This is a genomic window from Caviibacterium pharyngocola, from assembly GCF_002795405.1.
Taxonomy (GTDB): domain Bacteria; phylum Pseudomonadota; class Gammaproteobacteria; order Enterobacterales; family Pasteurellaceae; genus Caviibacterium; species Caviibacterium pharyngocola.
This window is the reverse complement of record NZ_PHGZ01000003.1, coordinates 86,811-103,707: the sequence shown is the minus strand read 5'-3', so window position 1 is coordinate 103,707 and position 16,897 is coordinate 86,811. Positions and strand designations below refer to the sequence as shown.

14 protein-coding genes are annotated in these 16,897 nt (G+C 41.3%); 10 read left to right on the top strand and 4 right to left on the bottom strand.

Annotated features, from left to right (window positions below; genetic code table 11):
* Window positions 1–92: 92 nt before the first annotated feature.
* Entirely contained in the window at window positions 93–1,601 is a 1,509-nt protein-coding gene (locus tag CVP04_RS00940; protein WP_100295646.1) for a CoA-acylating methylmalonate-semialdehyde dehydrogenase, read from the bottom strand.
* Between the two features lie 232 nt (window positions 1,602–1,833).
* Here CVP04_RS00940 and iolB point away from each other — a divergent pair, with 232 nt between their 5' ends.
* Complete coding sequence (gene iolB / locus CVP04_RS00935) at window positions 1,834–2,664, top strand: 5-deoxy-glucuronate isomerase (RefSeq protein WP_100295645.1); 831 nt, start codon at window positions 1,834–1,836, stop codon at window positions 2,662–2,664.
* Window positions 2,665–2,749: 85 nt separating this feature from the next.
* On the opposite strand, the gene CVP04_RS00930 is transcribed toward iolB, so the two are convergent.
* A complete protein-coding gene (locus tag CVP04_RS00930; protein WP_100295644.1) occupies window positions 2,750–3,595 on the bottom strand; it encodes a MurR/RpiR family transcriptional regulator in 846 nt (281 codons plus the stop codon).
* 273 nt (window positions 3,596–3,868) lie between these two features.
* Here CVP04_RS00930 and CVP04_RS00925 point away from each other — a divergent pair, with 273 nt between their 5' ends.
* The 3 genes from CVP04_RS00925 to CVP04_RS00915 all read left to right on the top strand — a co-directional run bounded on the left by CVP04_RS00925 (window position 3,869) and on the right by CVP04_RS00915 (window position 8,452).
* Entirely contained in the window at window positions 3,869–5,779 is a 1,911-nt protein-coding gene (locus CVP04_RS00925; RefSeq protein WP_100295643.1) for a bifunctional 5-dehydro-2-deoxygluconokinase/5-dehydro-2-deoxyphosphogluconate aldolase, read from the top strand.
* Between the two features lie 91 nt (window positions 5,780–5,870).
* Window positions 5,871–7,745: a DUF294 nucleotidyltransferase-like domain-containing protein gene (locus CVP04_RS00920; RefSeq protein WP_100295642.1), complete on the top strand. Its 1,875-nt coding sequence runs from the start codon at window positions 5,871–5,873 to the stop codon at window positions 7,743–7,745.
* Window positions 7,742–8,452: a 3'-5' exonuclease gene (locus CVP04_RS00915; RefSeq protein WP_100295641.1), complete on the top strand. Its 711-nt coding sequence runs from the start codon at window positions 7,742–7,744 to the stop codon at window positions 8,450–8,452. The genes CVP04_RS00920 and CVP04_RS00915 overlap by 4 nt, the downstream gene beginning before the upstream one ends.
* A gap of 104 nt (window positions 8,453–8,556) precedes the next feature.
* Here the strand turns inward: CVP04_RS00915 and CVP04_RS00910 are convergent, their stop codons facing one another.
* On the bottom strand, window positions 8,557–9,378 hold the full coding sequence (locus CVP04_RS00910; protein WP_100295640.1) for an OmpA family protein: 822 nt from the start codon (window positions 9,376–9,378) through the stop codon (window positions 8,557–8,559).
* Window positions 9,379–9,689: 311 nt separating this feature from the next.
* Window positions 9,690–10,742, bottom strand: coding sequence for a protease SohB (gene sohB, locus CVP04_RS00905; RefSeq protein WP_100295639.1), 1,053 nt, complete (start codon window positions 10,740–10,742; stop codon window positions 9,690–9,692).
* Window positions 10,743–10,927: 185 nt separating this feature from the next.
* On the opposite strand from sohB, the gene CVP04_RS00900 reads away from it, so the two are divergent.
* The 6 genes from CVP04_RS00900 to trpCF all read left to right on the top strand — a co-directional run bounded on the left by CVP04_RS00900 (window position 10,928) and on the right by trpCF (window position 16,767).
* A complete protein-coding gene (locus CVP04_RS00900) occupies window positions 10,928–11,518 on the top strand; it encodes an FMN-dependent NADH-azoreductase (protein ID WP_100295638.1) in 591 nt (196 codons plus the stop codon).
* A gap of 175 nt (window positions 11,519–11,693) precedes the next feature.
* The gene (gene trpE / locus CVP04_RS00895; RefSeq protein ID WP_100295637.1) at window positions 11,694–13,235 is read left to right on the top strand and encodes an anthranilate synthase component I; all 1,542 of its coding nucleotides are present in this window, start codon (window positions 11,694–11,696) and stop codon (window positions 13,233–13,235) included.
* A 10-nt stretch (window positions 13,236–13,245) separates the two neighbouring features.
* Entirely contained in the window at window positions 13,246–13,827 is a 582-nt protein-coding gene (locus CVP04_RS00890) for an aminodeoxychorismate/anthranilate synthase component II (protein WP_100295636.1), read from the top strand.
* A gap of 10 nt (window positions 13,828–13,837) precedes the next feature.
* Window positions 13,838–14,224, top strand: coding sequence for a tautomerase family protein (locus CVP04_RS00885; RefSeq protein WP_100295635.1), 387 nt, complete (start codon window positions 13,838–13,840; stop codon window positions 14,222–14,224).
* 37 nt (window positions 14,225–14,261) lie between these two features.
* Complete coding sequence (gene trpD, locus CVP04_RS00880) at window positions 14,262–15,263, top strand: anthranilate phosphoribosyltransferase (protein ID WP_100295634.1); 1,002 nt, start codon at window positions 14,262–14,264, stop codon at window positions 15,261–15,263.
* A 97-nt stretch (window positions 15,264–15,360) separates the two neighbouring features.
* The gene (trpCF, locus tag CVP04_RS00875) at window positions 15,361–16,767 is read left to right on the top strand and encodes a bifunctional indole-3-glycerol-phosphate synthase TrpC/phosphoribosylanthranilate isomerase TrpF (protein ID WP_100295718.1); all 1,407 of its coding nucleotides are present in this window, start codon (window positions 15,361–15,363) and stop codon (window positions 16,765–16,767) included.
* Window positions 16,768–16,897: the final 130 nt, after the last annotated feature.

Below are 16,897 nucleotides of genomic sequence, written 5' to 3'. Positions count from 1 at the left end.
TAAAGGAAAATGCTGTATTTTTGAATTTCATACAAAAGAAGATAGCCACAAGACTATCTTCTTTACATTACTCACTGAGTTTTTTTGACCTATTATAAGGTTGGCATACTAAATGCCGCTTGATGAGCGACATTTTGTTCTGGCCAACGAGTAGTGACAGTTTTCATTTTGGTGTAGAAGCGCACACCATCCGGGCCATAAGCATTTAATGCACCGTATGCTGAGTCTTTCCAACCACCGAAGCAATGGAACGCCATTGGTACAGGAATTGGCACATTTACGCCCACCATACCTGCTTGCACGCTATAGGTGAATTCACGAGCTGCCGCACCGTTATTGGTGAAAATCGCCGCACCATTACCAAATTGATGTTCATTAATAAGTTTCATCGCTTCTTGGAAACTTTTCGCGCGAACAATACCTAAAACTGGCCCAAAGATTTCTTCTTTGTAAATGGTCATTTCCGGTGTAACGTGGTCAAATAAGCAACCGCCAATAAAGAATCCATTTTCATAACCTTGAGGGAATTTATCACGACCATCCACCACAAGAGTTGCGCCCTCTTCGACACCGATATCTACATAACGTTTTACATTATCACGATGTTGACGAGTAATTAATGGACCGAAGTCATTTTCTTTTTCACCTTCTGGAGTTAAACCCGGACCATAGCGCAAAGCTTCCACTTTTGGTTTTAATGCTGCAACTAGTTTATCTGCAGTTTCATCATCAATAGTAATTGCTAATGGCAACGCCATACAACGTTCACCCGCCGCACCAAACGCCGCACCTAATAAGGCGTTAGCCGTTGCCTCAATATCCACATCAGGCATTACTAAGCCGTGGTTCTTTGCAGCACCTAATGCTTGAACACGTTTACCGTGTGCAGAACCCATTGCGTGAACGTGGGCAGCAGCAGTAGTTGAACCCACAAAACTTACTGCTTTAACACGGGAATCTTGTAACAAAATTTCATTATCGTGACGATCACCGTGCACCACGTTGAATACGCCATCCGGCAATCCTGCCTCTTTTAATAATTCTGCTAAGCGGATAGATAATGAAGGATCTGCTTTCGCCGGTTTTAAAATAAAAGTATTACCACAAGCAATCGCAATCGGGAACATCCACATTGGCACCATTGCAGGGAAGTTAAATGGTGTAATCCCTACGCAAACACCTAAAGGTTGCATTGCCGAATGAATATCAATACCACGACCAGCTTGCTCTGAAAACTCACCTTTCACTAAATGTGGAATACCACAAGCAAACTCAACAACTTCCAAACCACGAGTTAATTCACCTTGTGCATCAGAAAATACTTTACCGTGTTCTTCGGTAATTAAGCTGGCTAAATCGTCCCAATCACGTTCTAATAATTGTTTGAATTTGAACATTACACGAGCACGACGCAATGGAGAGGTTGCAGCCCAAGCAGGAAATGCTTTTTGTGCTACTTCAACTGCTTCATTCACTTCATCAGGTGTACTCATCATCACCTGACGAATTTGCTCACCGGTTGCCGGATTATAAATTGGCCAAGCAATAGTACCTTTGCTTGGAACTTGTTTGCCATTAATAAAATTCAAAACCGTTTCCATTATTTACTCCTTATATATTTTGTTTTAGATAAATTGCAAGCCGCAGCTTGTTGGTTACTAGATTAGAACAATGAAATAAAATTTTCAATTTATTTTATTGAAAACGAAATAATTGTTTCATTTTTGTGATCTATGTCTTAACTTTTATATTTTTTTATAGCTAAATTTATCAAGTGCGGTATGATTTTGGCTGAAATTAGCGAATAATTCTCAAAAATGAGGGAAATGAAATATGAGTTATCTATTATCAAAATCCAGAAAACACAATCCTACCGCAAACGGTGAAGTACAAAAGGTCACACCAGAAAATGCCGGTTGGGAATATGTAGGTTTTGAAATGTATCATTTACAGGTTGGCCAAACCTTAACATTTGATACAGAAGGAACGGAAGTCTGTTTTGTATTAGTAACCGGTAAAGCGACCGTTTCTGCCGGAGGACAGATCTTTGCCAATATCGGTAATCGTGCAACGCCTTTTGAAAAAATCCCACCTTATTCCGTTTATGTACCGCATAATCAACAAGCAGAGATTAAAGCGGAAACCTATTTAGAATTAGCAGTATGCCGTGCACCGAGTCAAGGTAGCTTACCTGTGCGTTTAATTACGCCTGAACACGTAGGTGTTGAACAACGTGGTTTCGGTAATAACAAGCGTTTAGTGCACAATATTTTACCGGAAACGGAAATTGCCGATGCGTTATTAGTGGTGGAAGTGTTCACTGACGAAGGCAATACAAGTTCTTATCCAAGTCATAAGCACGATCAAAAAGACAATGCAAATGAAACCTATTTGGAAGAAACCTATTATCATCGATTTAATCCTTCTCAAGGATTTTGTCTGCAACGTGTTTATACCGATGATCGTTCATTAGATGAATGTATGGCTGTCTATGACGGTGATGTAGTACAAGTTCCGCGTGGTTATCACCCCGTTGCGACAATAGCCGGTTATGATAACTATTATCTCAATGTTATGGCTGGACCTGTTAGAAAATGGCGTTTTACTTGGGAGGAAGATCATCAGTGGATCAATAGCCAAGAATATGCCGAAAAATTTAAATAAAGCGACATTGAAAACTGATAAGGGCTGGAATTTCCAGCCCAATTTTTTGAAACGGTAAAAGTAAGAAATCTGATTTATAAGATTCTTAAGAATTTTCCATTGATCTTTTTTCTTTTTCTAAACCTAATGCAATCGCAAGCGTTTGCACTAATGTCATTGTTGCACATTGAGATCGGAATCCGCTAACTTGCGCTTCTTTAATCACAAATGAGACATCACTAAAAGCAATAAGTGGGCTAATCTGGCTATCCGTAATTGCAATATGTTTTACATCTTTTTTTGATGTCGCACTCATAATTTCTAAAGTTTCTTTCGCATAAGGAGAAAAGCTAATTGCAACAATAACGTCACCACTTTTTACTTGATTAAGTTGTTCGTCAAACATTCCGCCCAACCCATTAATCACAAAAGAGCGGCAATCTAAATGGTGTAGCGCATAATCTAAATAACAAGCAACACTAAAAGAACGCTTCAAACCTATGATAAAAATATTTTGCGCATCGTTTAAAATTTCTACCGCACTTTTGAGTTGTTCTGAGGAGGTCTGATTACTGAGTTGCTGTAATGATTGCGTATTCGCTTGAGCAAAAATATTTAAAATATCTTTTGGTCGATCCTGACCGCTTTGTTCTGGTTCAAGCTGGCGAAAAACTTGTAAACGTTCCGTATAACTTACTGTTTCTTCGATCAGATTTTCTCGGAAAATTTGTTTCATTTCATTAAAACCACTAAAACCGAATGCATTAGCAAACCGAATCAATGTTGAAGGTGGTACTTCTGCCCGTTCAGAGATTGTCGCCACCGTATCAAAAACCACACTGTTGTGATTATCTAAAACATACTGAGCGACCTGTTTTAAGCGTTTACTTAATGATCCGTAGCGCAAGCGAATTTCATTTTGTAAATTAACTAATTTGGAATGTTCTTGCATTGTTCTCTCCAACCTTTATTTGGTCCCTAATTAAAAATAAAAATTATCGGTTTTGCGTCCCCAACGCTCACATACTATACTACTTTGAAAGAAAAATTTCATTTTTATTTTGCACTAAAAATAGCTTATTTACTTAGGCTGAAATTAATCTTTGTGATCAATATCTCAAATGTTAATTTTATTTCTAGACTTTTTTGAAATATATGTTTCAATTTAGCCATATTTTATTTCAATTAGTTTTTTGTGATAGTTTCATCACTAAGGAAAGGCGCAATGAAAACAGAAAAAACATTAGATCTTATTTGTCTTGGCCGCGTTGCCGTGGATTTATATGCACAACAAATCGGTTCTCGTTTGGAAGATGTGAGTTCTTTCGCTAAATATCTCGGTGGTTCATCCGGTAACGTAGCTTACGGTACGGCGGTACAAGGTGTGAAATCCTCAATGTTGGCTCGTGTAGGCGATGAGCATATGGGACGTTTCTTGCGTGAAGAATTACAACGTTTAGGCGTTGATACCAGTCATTTAATCACCGATAAAGAACGTTTAACCGCCTTAGTGATTTTAGGCATTAAAGACCAAGATACTTTTCCATTAATTTTCTATCGTGACAACTGTGCGGATATGGCGATTACCGCCGATGACTTTGACGAAGCCTATATTGCTTCCGCTAAAGCACTTGCTATTACCGGTACACATTTATCCCATCCGAAAACCCGTCACGCGGTATTGACTGCTCTTGAATATGCCGGTCGCAATGGCACAAAACGCTTACTGGATATTGATTATCGTCCGGTACTTTGGGGGTTAACTTCTTTAGGTGATGGTGAAACTCGTTTTATCGACTCCGAAGCCGTTACCAAATCCCTACAGGAAGTATTACATCATTTTGATGTCTTAGTAGGAACGGAAGAAGAATTCCATATTGCAGGCGGTTCAACAGATACTTTAACTGCATTAAAAAATGTACGCAAAGTGAGCAATGCAACTTTAGTGTGTAAACGCGGTGCATTAGGCTGCTCCGTATTTGAAGGCGATATTCCGGATCATATTGATGGTGGTATTAACGTTTACGGTGTGCGTGTAGAAGTATTAAATGTATTGGGCGCAGGCGATGCCTTTATGTCAGGTCTATTGCGTGGTTATATCAACGGTGAAAGCTGGGAACAATGTTGCCGCTATGCGAACGCTTGCGGTGCATTAGTAGTTTCTCGCCACGGTTGTGCGCCGGCTATGCCGACTAAAGAAGAATTGGATGATTATCTCTCTCGTGCGGAATCCGTGCCACGTCCTGATTTAGATGACAAATTAAATCACTTACATCGTGTTACCACTAGAAAACAACAATGGGACGATTTGTGCATTTTTGCCTTTGACCATCGTAAACAATTAGTGGATATGGCTACGAAGTGCGGTGCGGATCCGAAACGTATTCCAAAACTAAAAACATTATTATTAAAAGCCGCTGAACAAACTGCTAAAGAAGAAGGCATTTATAACGGTAATGCAGGTATCCTCGCAGATACTACTTTCGGTCAAGCGGCTCTAAATGAAATCACCGGTAAAAAATGGTGGATTGGTCGTCCGATTGAATTACCGTCATCCCGTCCATTACGTTTAGAACACGGTGATTTAGGTAGCCAATTAATCAACTGGCCGGCAGAACACGTTGTGAAATGCTTAACGTTCTATCATCCTGCTGATAAAGCGGAATTAAAAGCGGATCAAGATGCGACCTTAAAAGAAGTGTATCGCGCCTGCTGCCGTACCGGTCACGAATTATTGTTAGAAATCATTCTACCGGCGGATATGGAACAAAAAGAACGCTATTATGTGGATATGGTTTCCCACTTCTATTCAATCGGTATTAAACCGGATTGGTGGAAATTACCGGGCGTATCCGCAGAAACTTGGGCAGAATTAAGCAAAGTGATTGAAGCGAACGATAAACATTGTCGTGGTATCTTAATCCTTGGCTTAGACGCACCGGAAGCGGTTTTTGAAAATGTCTTCAAAGCATCCGCCAATGCGCCGTTAGTGAAAGGTTTTGCCGTCGGTCGTACCATCTTCGGACAACCGTCCGTAGACTGGTTAGCCGGAAAATTGGATGATGAAGGTTTAATTAAAGAAACATCTGAGCGTTACAGAAGATTGATTAAACTTTGGAAAAATCGTAAAAATTAATTATAGAAATTAATAGCAAAAGTGCGGTAGAAATCACCGCACTTTTTTGTTTAGGATTAAGGTTTATTGATTGCCACTGATAGGTTTTATTATGGACAGCTCACTTATCCCCAATATCGAACTCTTTATTGCACAAGTTCCACCTTTTAGCCATTTGCCCGATGACTTTATTCGCTTAGCAGCACACAATATTGAAATCCGCTATGTGCCAAAAGGTGAACAAATCACCTTACATTCACAACTCAGCAATAACGATTATCTCTATATTGTACGAATGGGCTCCGTTGAACAGCTTAATCAATCCGGACAGCTTCGAGCCAGATTGGAAGAAGGTGACTGTTTCGGTTTCAGTATTTTTAATCAGGCGGAGCAAGATAAATACCAAGCTTATGCCCTAGAAAACAGCCTGATTTATCAAATTCCTTTTTCTCGCTTAAATGAATTATTAAAGCAATTTCCCGAATATGCAGCGCATTTTTCCGCTGATGCTGGCACAAGATTAAATCGTTTTGCCCAAAATAACGTTCTGAAAAATCAAAATGATATTTTTATGAAAAAAGTTATTGATGTGGCAAACCCGAAGATTGCCCTGATTGATGCACAAACTAGCTTGCAACAAGCGGCACTAAAAATGTGTCAACAACGCCGTTCTTCCGCTTTAGTAATGCAAGAAAATAAGATTATCGGCATTATTCACGACAGGGATATGACCAAAAAAGTGGTAGCAAAAGGCTTGGACGTGAATACACTAGTGACCGAAGTGATGACGACTAATCCACCAGTGATTAATGGCAATGAATTGGTGCTGAATGCGGTTTCGATGATGATGCAACATAATATTCGCAGCCTACCAGTGATTATAGATGATCAAGTGCAAGGCATTTTAACTGCCACAGATTTGGTGAAACAAAACAGTATTCAATCAGTGTTTTTGATCAATCATATCTTCCAAGCTAACACTTTGCCTCTGCTTGTGAATATTGCCAAACAGCTACCGGATTTATTTAAAGCATTAGTAGAAAATGGTGTGGCATATAACAATATTATGCACGTTACGACCTTAATTGCCGATGCTTTTGCTCGTAAACTCTTGATGATGGCAGAACATCATCTAGGCAAGCCTCCTTGCCGTTATGCGTGGATTGTTGCCGGTTCACAAGCCCGTTACGAAATGCACCTATTATCCGATCAGGACAACGCCATTATTTTAGAGCGAAAACTGACCGCACTTGAACAGGATTATTTTGTGCAATTAGCGAAGTTTGTCAACGATGGTTTACATCAATGCGGTTATGCTTATTGCAGTGGAAATTATATGGCGAGCAATCCAGCTTGGCGCCAACCTATTGAACAATGGAAAACCAACTTTGAACAATGGATTATTAATCCTGAACTTGCAAGTTTACTAAATGCTTCCGTATTAATGGATATGCGTGGTATTTTCGGTGATCTCAGTTTAGTCGAAGAATTGCAGCATTATTTTGTAGATTTAGTGGCAAATAATAAACGTTTCTTGGCGTTTTTGGTAGCGAACAGTATTCGTGTTAAACCGCCACTCAGCATTTTCCGTAACTTTGTTTTGGTGAAAGAAGGTGAGCATAAAAATAAACTGAATTTGAAAAAACGAGCCATTAGTTTATTGGTCGATCTTGCCCGTATTTATGCTCTTGCTGCTGGCTTACCACAAACGATGTCCACAGAGCAACGTTTTAAATATTGCTATAAGCAAGGAATAATTAATCAGGAAACCGTGGATAATGCATTAGAGGCTTATCAGTTTGTTTGTAATATGCGCTTTAAATATCAAGCTAACGCCTTGCAACATCAGCAAGAACTCAATAACCATATTGACCCAAGCCAGCTTACGACCTTTGAACGCAACCATTTAAAAGATGCTTTCCGTTTAATTGCCAAGTTCCAAGAAGCAGCAGAATTACGCTTTTCACAACGGGGAATTATCCGATGATTAAACAATTATTTCAGCATTTTCACCCGTTAAATAAATTAGAAAAACAACGTAAAGCTTTTCTAGCTCAAAATGATATAACACCAAAATGGCGAGCGTTGTTTCAACAGCCTTATCCCAAAATCTCGTCAGATTTGACCGCACTATCTTTTCTCGTCATTGATTTTGAAACCACAGGTTTGAATTCGATGATGGATAATATTCTCAGTGTTGCGGCTGTTCCCATTGATAATCTAACTTTAGATATCTCCAAGGCTTGGCATCAATTTGTGGCAGAAGAACAGGAAGTAAAAAAAGATACAGCGGTAATTAATCATATACTACCACAAATGCTCAATGATGCTGAGACCTTAGATGATACGATGAATAGGTTGTTTGAATTAATACAAGGACGTATTGTCATTGCGCACGGTTCTAATATCGAGAAACGTTTTATCTTGCATTATCTCAAAGTGCGGTACAATTTAACGCAATTTCCTTTGCTGTGGCTAGATACATTAAAGATCGAACGTTCTCTAACGCAAAATCAAGACAATCATTATCAACTTACTCACGTTCGCAATAAATATCATCTTCCTGAATATGTCGGACACAATGCATTGATTGATGCTATTTCGGCAGGCGAACTTTTCTTAGCACAATTAGAAAATGTATTCGGGCAACAAAAGAAAATATTAGGTGAGATTTATCGTCGTTCGCACGAATAATTTTATTAATTATACAGCTAAAACCTAACCCATTAATAATAAAAAAGACCAAGCCGATTATCGACTTAGTCTTTCATTTCTAGATCTAGATAAATCCCAAAATACTATTTTTGATATAACGGTGCAGGACCTGTTGCGCCACCTTGTTGTGTGCCGCTTTCTTGTTGTTTCAAGACAGTACCTGATGCAGAAATTTCTACACGGCGGTTAGGACGTAAACAGTCTCTTAATGCTTGACCGGATTCGTTTTCACAAGCTTTAACTTGTTGTGCTTTACCATAACCTACGGCAGAAATATCCGCGTTTACACCTTGTTGAATTAAGCGTGCTTTAACGCGATTTGCACGACGTTGGGAAAGATCCAAGTTGTATTCTACGCTACCCAATCTGTCGGTGAAACCGGCAACTTTAACGTTTTTCGCACCGGAAGATTTTAATTGTGCCGCAACATTATCAACAACTTCAACACCTTTTGCAGTTAAAGTATCTTTATCGAAATCGAATAAGAAGTCACCGCTTAAGCTGAATGAAGAATTTCCGTTACAGCCGTTCGGATACCAATAGAAGTTTTGCGCATTCATATCTTTGTCAAATAAGACTTTATATTGACAGATTTTATGCACGCCGTTTTCGCGATAGTTGAATGCGTAATCCCATTCACGCACGCCGTATAGACCTTCCGCAAAATGCGGGCGACCCAATAGGTTATAAAGTTGATCTTTATTCATACCGCGTTCAACCATACGAACATTATCCCAGTTCGGCCAAGAACCGAATTGGCTACCGTCGTGGTTAAATACGGATTGATCGATTTTCGGCCAAACCAAATTGTCCGAAGTGCCTTCGTCGGTTACGTTACTTAGGTTACCACAAGCCGCTAGCGTTGTCGCCGCAACTGCAGAGAATAAAAAATGTGAGAATTTCATTTGTTTTACCTTAATAGTTTATGAGATATACTTTTCAGTAAGCCGTTCACAAAAATTACCGCTAAACCTTGAAATTAAAAAGATTTAACATTACTCAATAAATACGGTTATCTTGAAATCGCTTAAATTTCAATTCAATATACTAATCAGAATTTACCCTAAAGTAAATTGATAAATGCATAAAACACAAGCAATTTTGTCAACTTATGTAAAGTTGTTTAAATCACATAAAAGATCAGACCGGAACATTGATTCTTCCGATTGATTACGTCACTTTTGTCAGTTCTTAAATGTGATTTCCGTTTTCGCGTTTAAAAAAACCGAGTTTTCTGGTTTAAACCGCGCATTATGATACTTTCGGCGCTTTCTTCGGCTTGTTTTCCCAGTTTTTGTATCAGGCTTTTCTTCGTGACATATTTAACCGACAAGACGGTTTTTTCTTTCAAGGCATTTAAAATAATATCGTCGCTAGTACCGATTTCGTCCACTAAATTTAATTCAAGCGCTTGTTTACCAAACCAGTGTTCGCCGGTTGCAATTCGTTCGATCTGAAGTTGCGGGCGATTTTGTGCGACAAAATGCTTGAATAATTCGTGAGTTTCTTCCAATTCTTGTTGGAATTTTTGTTTGCCTTTTTCGGTATTCTCACCCAACACCGTCACCGTGCGTTTATATTCGCCCGCGGTCATCACATCCACATCCACTTGGTGTTTTTTCAATAAACGGTGAATATTCGGCACTTGTGCTACAACGCCGATCGAACCGATCACGGCAAAAGGCGCGGCGACAATTTTATCCGCCGTACAAGCCATCATATAACCACCGCTTGCCGCCACTTTATCCACGGCAACGGTTAATTTAATATTGTGCTGTTTTAATCGCATTAATTGCGAAGCGGCAAGCCCATAGCCGTGCACCACGCCGCCGGGACTTTCTAAACGCAACAACACTTCATCATTGGGTTCGGCAACCGACACAATGGCGCTGATTTCTTCACGCAACGCAGCGGTTTCGCTTGCCGAAATATCGCCGTGAAAATTCAGTACGAAAAGGTGTGGTTTTCGTTCGTTAACCGCTTCACCTTTTTTCGCCTTACTTTTTTCCGCTTTTAGTTTGCGTTTTTCCTCTTTTTTACGCGCTTTTTCCGCTTGCTTAAAGGCTTCGTCGGTTAAATGAAAATCGCGCAATTTTGTGTGATTTTCCTTATATTCCGCCGATAAATCCGTAATCACTAATTCGCCGCTTTGTTGAGTTTTTTTCTGTTTCAAGCTGATAATCAAGGCAATTCCGCCGATTAATAACAACAATACGGTTAAAATTTCCAAAATAAATAATCCGTAGCCAAACAACAATTCAGACCACATAAATATTTCCTTCAATTAATGATAATAAAAGACCGATTATCATAACGGATCCCGACTAAAGTGCAATTTTCTTTTTGATTATTTCCAATAGGTTAATAATATTTTTCTAAAAACAAGGTTTATTTCTGAAAAATAACTTTTATAATGGACGAGAATTTTATTTCCGAATCACAAAAGGATAACTTATGAACAACGTATTAGTATTAAAATCAAGCATTCTTGCCGATAACTCACAAACCAATCAGCTTTCCGATTATTTCGTTTCAAAATTGCAAAATGCCAATGTGGTTGAACGTGATCTTGCGGCAAATCCGCTCCCTTATTTCGACGGCGTGACGGCAAATGCCTTACGCGGCGAACCGAAAACCGAACAAGAACTTGCTTTAGTCGCGCTTTCCGATCAGCTTGTCGCCGAGTTAAAAAACGCCGATACCATTGTGATCAACGCGCCGATGTATAATTTTAACATTCCGACACAATTAAAAAGCTACATTGATTTTATCGCACGCCCGCGTGTCACATTCCAATACGGTGCAAACGGTGCGGAAGGTTTAGTAACCGGCAAAAAAGCCATTGTATTAGCGGCATTCGGCGGGATTCACCAAGGACAAGCGACGGATTTAGTCACTCCGTATTTAAAAACCTTCTTAGGCTTTATCGGCATTACCGACGTACAATTCGTTTATGCGGAAGCTATCGGATTCGGGCCGGAAGCCATTGAAAAAGCGCAAACTGCGGCAAAAGCGAAAATCGATCAAATTGTTACCGCACTTTAATTGCATTTTTATCAACCAACATACTCGGCGGGTCGTTGCACCCGCCTTGTTTTTATCCGCTCTCCCCTATTTTCTTTTTTGTTTCGAACAATCCAAGAAAAATAAAGATATTCCTTGACAAAATAATAATGCACTAGTTTAATAGTACAAAATAATTTTACAAAGGAATGCCGCAATGTCTCAACCTTTTATCTCCGCATTAAGCCGCCCCGTTGATTATCACAACGATCCGACGGCGGTTTTTGCGACACTCTGCAAAGAACAGAAAAATACCCTTTTATTGGAGTCCGCCGAGATCACTAGCAAAAACAGTCTGAAAAGCCTGTTGTTGATCAATCCGGCAGTGAAAATCAGCTGTATCGGTCAAGTTGTCACATTTAATGCATTAACTCCCAACGGATATGCCGTATTACCGCTAATTAAAGAAAAGTTACAGGGTTTGGTATCCGTTTCCGTCGATATGCCAAATCAGCTTGTCGTTGAATTTTTCCCGTTAAACCCGAATCTTGACGAAGACAGCAAATTGCAATCCGTCACCGTGTTCGACGGATTGCGCTGCATTACGGATCTGTATCGTCACAGCGATACGCCGGTGTTGCTCGGCGGGCTTTTTGCTTATGATTTGGTTGCTTCTTTTATTCCGATGGAAAATATCACCTTGAATGACGACGGTTTAACTTGTCCGGATTATGTGTTTTATTTAGCCGAAAATTTATTGGTTATCGATCATCAAAAACAACAAACGGTTTTACAAACCTTCTGTTTCAACCAACGCGAACAAGCCGCTTTGCAACAAAGTGCGGTAGAAATCAGCCGAAAATTACAAAAAATCGAACCGCACTTGCCGATTCAAGCGGCATCCACTGAAGTTTCCACCGATTTGGACGACGACAAATTCAAGCAAATTATTCAGGATTTGAAACATCATATTAATATCGGCGATGTGTTTCAAATCGTGCCTTCGCGCCGTTTTTCCTTGGCTTGCCCGAATTCTCTCGCCGCCTACCGTCAATTAAAACGTAATAATCCGAGCCCTTATATGGTGTATATGCAAGATGAAGATTTCACCTTATTTTGCGCCTCGCCGGAAAGTGCACTGAAATATTCGGCGCAAGATCGCCAATTAGAAATCTATCCGATTGCCGGATCTCGCCCGCGCGGATTCGATGCACAAGGCAATATCGATCCGGAATTGGATGCGCGTTTGGAACTGGAGTTGCGTTTGGATAAAAAAGAATTGGCGGAGCATTTGATGCTGGTGGATTTGGCGCGTAACGACATCGCCCGCGTCTGCCAAAGCGGTACGCGCTATGTGAAAAATCTAATGCAAGTGGATCGCTATTCGCACATTATGCATTTGGTTTCCCGCGTCGTCGGACGGCTTCGTCCCGAATTGGACGCACTGCACGCTTATCAAGCCTGTATGAATATGGGCACGCTCACCGGTGCGCCGAAAATTAAAGCAATGCAGTTGATTTATCGTTTCGAAGGACAAAAACGCCACAGCTACGGCGGCGCGGTGGGCTATCTTTCTTCCGACGGCAATTTCGATACCTGTATTGTAATTCGTTCTGCGTTCGTACAAAACGACATCGCCTATATTCAAGCAGGTTGCGGCGAAGTATTGGATTCCGATCCGCAAGCGGAAGCGGACGAAACCCGTCACAAAGCCAAAGCCGTCGTTAATGCGATTATTCAAACCAACAGCCGAGGATAAGGAATAAATTATGGCAAACATCGTTTTTTTAGATAATTTTGACTCATTTACTTATAACTTGGTTGATCAATTCCGCACATTGGGACACCAAGTCCAAATTTATCGCAACGATTGCGATCTGGATTTATTGGAAAAAATCGCCCTCGCACAACCGAACACCATTTTGGCTCTGTCGCCCGGTCCGGGGAATCCCGCCGAAGCGGGCAATTTATTGCCGTTAATCAAACAATTAATCGGCAAAATTCCGATGATCGGCATTTGCCTCGGTCATCAAGCCTTAATCGAAGCTTTCGGCGGCAAAGTGATTCACGCCGGCGAAGTGTTGCACGGCAAAGTATCGGCGATTCACCACGACGAACAAGCAATGTTCGCCGGACTAAGTAACCCAATGCCCGTTGCGCGTTATCATTCCCTAATGGGCAGCGAATTGCCACCGGAATTGATTGTCAACGCCGATTACAACGGAATTATTATGGCATTTCGTCATCAAGACTTGCCGATTTGCGGTTTCCAATTTCATCCGGAAAGCATTTTAACCGTGCAAGGCTCGAAATTATTGGAAAATGCGATTCACTGGTTATTAAATCAATAAGGACATTGCGATGATTATCGTTTACGGACTCAAACACCGCCTCAGCCCGCGCAAACAAGCATTAATGGAAATTATTTTCCACTGTTTGCATTTGGAACTGGATATTCCGCCGAAAAAACACGCATTACGTTTTATCGGCTTGGACGCGGAAGATTATTTTTATCCGGAAGGTCGCAGCGAAGATTTTACCGTGATCGAAATTAATCTAATGCAAGGACGAACGGAATTTACCAAAAAACGCTTAATCAAAATGCTGTTTTGCGAATTAGAAGATAAGTTAGACATTTCGCCGATTGATATTGAAATCACCATAAAAGAGCAACCGGCGCATTGCTGGGGATTCCGCGGAATGACCGGCGATGAAGCAAACGACTTAACTTACAGTATCTATCGCTAAAAAACACCGCACTTTAATAAAAATAAAGGAAGATATTATGCAAATCGATCAACTACTCGGCTTATTATTTGATAAAAAAACCTTAACCCAAGAACAAGCGCAAAGCTTATTCACCGCTGTCGTACAAGGCGAATTAAGCAACGAACAGCTCGCCGGCGCCTTAATCGCCCTCAAATTACGCGGCGAAACGCCGGAGGAAATCAGCGGCGCGGTAAATGCTGTGATCGCCAATGCACAGCCGTTCCCGACACCGAATTACGCCTTCGCCGATATTGTCGGCACCGGCGGCGATAACGCAGATACCATTAATATTTCCACCGCCTCGGCAATCACCGCCGCCGCTTGCGGTATTAAAGTCGCCAAACACGGCAATCGCAGCGTCTCCAGCAAAAGCGGCGCAAGCGACGTACTCACTGCCTTGGGCGTAAGAATCAATATGGATGCCGACACCGCGCGCCGCGCCTTAGATGAAATTAATCTATGTTTTTTATGGGCGCAGCAATATCATCCCGGTTTTAAACACGCCGTTCCGGTGCGCCAAGCGCTAAAAACACGCACGATCTTCAATATATTAGGCCCGCTATGTAATCCGGCGCGCCCGAAACATCAATTATTAGGCGTTTATTCGCCGGATTTAATTCAGCCTTATGCGGAAACCGTAGCGCGTTTAGGCCATAAACATACAATTATCGTACACGGCGCCGGCTTGGACGAAGTGGCGATTCACGGTAAAACGGACGTTGCCGAAGTGCGCGACGGCAAAATCGAGCGCTATACCCTGTCACCTTATGATTTCGGTTTTGAACCACAGCCTTTAGAAAGCTTACGCGGCGGCGATCCGCAAGAAAATGCACGAATGATCACCGCACTTTTACAAGGCAACGGCAAACCCGAACACACCCAAGCCGTCGCAATGAACACGGCATTATTACTCAAATTATTCGGCAACGAAGATCTGAAACATAATGCGGAAAAAGTCTTGAATCTTTTGGCAACCGGCAAAGCCTACGACACATTAACCGCATTAACTCGCTATTAACCCGTTGCCTTCTACGCGTTTTATCCGCTATCATCGGCGAATAAAACGCGTATAATATTGACCAATTTTCTCAGCCGACACAACACTTATGACAACAATGAATTTAAACGACAAACCGACGATTTTACAAAAAATCGTGCTGGATAAAATCGAATGGATCAAACAAAAACAAGCGGTATTTCCGCTTGAAAGTTTTAAACAAAATATCACAAAATCCGACCGCTCTTTTTATACGGCGCTGGCGAAAGGCACGCATCAACGTCCCGCTTATATTTTGGAATGTAAAAAAGCCTCACCGTCGAAAGGCTTAATTCGCGCCGAATTTAATTTGGACGCCATTGCCAACGTTTATAAGCATTATGCGGCGGCGGTTTCCGTGTTAACCGATGAAAAATACTTTCAAGGCAATTTCGCTTATATCAAAAAAGTGCGCGATATTGTCGCCCAACCGGTGCTATGTAAAGATTTTATCGTAGATGAATACCAAGTGTATCTGGCGCGTTATCACCACGCGGACGCGATTTTATTAATGCTTTCGGTGGTGGATGACGAAACCTATATGCGCTTAGCGAATTTAGCCCATAGCTTAGGAATGGGCGTTTTAACCGAAACCTCCAATCAAGCGGAATTGGATCGCGCCATTGCGCTGGGCGCAAAAGTTATCGGCATTAATAATCGCGATTTACACGATTTGTCCGTCGATTTAAATCGCACGCCGTCGCTTGCCCGCCAGATTCCGGCGGATCGCATTATTATCAGCGAATCAGGCATTTATTCTCATCGCCAAGTGCAACAGTTAAAACCTTATGTGCACGCTTTCCTGATTGGCAGTAGCTTAATGGGTAGCGAAGATTTAAACAGCGCGATTCGCGCCATTATCTTCGGCGAAAACAAAGTCTGCGGCTTAACCCGCCCGCAAGATGTCCGCGCCGTTTATGCACAAGGTGCGTTATACGGCGGCTTGATTTTTGCGGAAAAATCGCCGCGTTGCCTGTCATTACGCCAAGCGCAAGAACTCGTGGTGCAAGCGCCGTTACGTTTTGTCGGCGTATTTCAAAATCAACCTATTGATTTTATTTGCAAAATTGCCGCGCAATTAAACTTATTTGCCGTGCAATTACACGGCTCGGAAACGGAAGAATTTATCACCGCACTTCGCACCGAATTAACACCAAATTGCCAAATTTGGCGCGCGATTTCCGTGGATACCGAACAACAAAGTGCGGTGCAAATTCAGCCGATTTCCGCCGTTGATCGCTACGTTTTCGACAGCAAAAACGGCAATCGCCAAGGCGGCACCGGCGAAACCTTTAATTGGGCAACCATTCCCGCCGAACTTAAAGATAGCATAATGCTCGCCGGCGGTATCAATGCAGAGAATTTGGATTCGGCACTTGCGCAGCATTGTTTAGGCATTGATCTAAATTCCGGCGTAGAAAGTTCGGCAGGAATAAAGGATCACACTAAACTGGCACAATTATTTAACCGTATATTAGATAATTAACTTATTTCTCAAGAATCACCTTAATTCATCACCCTGCTTGAAAAAGTGGGGTGTTTTTTATAAAAAACACTACACTTTTATGTACTAGTGTAGTAGTATGAAAGAAGTTAAAACACTTAGTCAAAGGAAG

What these genes read in the sequence shown, in the direction of transcription:
- CVP04_RS00940 (WP_100295646.1), bottom strand. Translation starts at nt 1,601, where the DNA reads ATGGAAACGGTTTTGAATTTTATTAATGGCAAACAAGTTCCAAGCAAA.
- iolB (WP_100295645.1), top strand. Translation starts at nt 1,834, where the DNA reads ATGAGTTATCTATTATCAAAATCCAGAAAACACAATCCTACCGCAAAC.
- CVP04_RS00930 (WP_100295644.1), bottom strand. Translation starts at nt 3,595, where the DNA reads ATGCAAGAACATTCCAAATTAGTTAATTTACAAAATGAAATTCGCTTG.
- CVP04_RS00925 (WP_100295643.1), top strand. Translation starts at nt 3,869, where the DNA reads ATGAAAACAGAAAAAACATTAGATCTTATTTGTCTTGGCCGCGTTGCC.
- CVP04_RS00920 (WP_100295642.1), top strand. Translation starts at nt 5,871, where the DNA reads ATGGACAGCTCACTTATCCCCAATATCGAACTCTTTATTGCACAAGTT.
- CVP04_RS00915 (WP_100295641.1), top strand. Translation starts at nt 7,742, where the DNA reads ATGATTAAACAATTATTTCAGCATTTTCACCCGTTAAATAAATTAGAA.
- CVP04_RS00910 (WP_100295640.1), bottom strand. Translation starts at nt 9,378, where the DNA reads ATGAAATTCTCACATTTTTTATTCTCTGCAGTTGCGGCGACAACGCTA.
- sohB (WP_100295639.1), bottom strand. Translation starts at nt 10,742, where the DNA reads ATGTGGTCTGAATTGTTGTTTGGCTACGGATTATTTATTTTGGAAATT.
- CVP04_RS00900 (WP_100295638.1), top strand. Translation starts at nt 10,928, where the DNA reads ATGAACAACGTATTAGTATTAAAATCAAGCATTCTTGCCGATAACTCA.
- trpE (WP_100295637.1), top strand. Translation starts at nt 11,694, where the DNA reads ATGTCTCAACCTTTTATCTCCGCATTAAGCCGCCCCGTTGATTATCAC.
- CVP04_RS00890 (WP_100295636.1), top strand. Translation starts at nt 13,246, where the DNA reads ATGGCAAACATCGTTTTTTTAGATAATTTTGACTCATTTACTTATAAC.
- CVP04_RS00885 (WP_100295635.1), top strand. Translation starts at nt 13,838, where the DNA reads ATGATTATCGTTTACGGACTCAAACACCGCCTCAGCCCGCGCAAACAA.
- trpD (WP_100295634.1), top strand. Translation starts at nt 14,262, where the DNA reads ATGCAAATCGATCAACTACTCGGCTTATTATTTGATAAAAAAACCTTA.
- trpCF (WP_100295718.1), top strand. Translation starts at nt 15,361, where the DNA reads ATGAATTTAAACGACAAACCGACGATTTTACAAAAAATCGTGCTGGAT.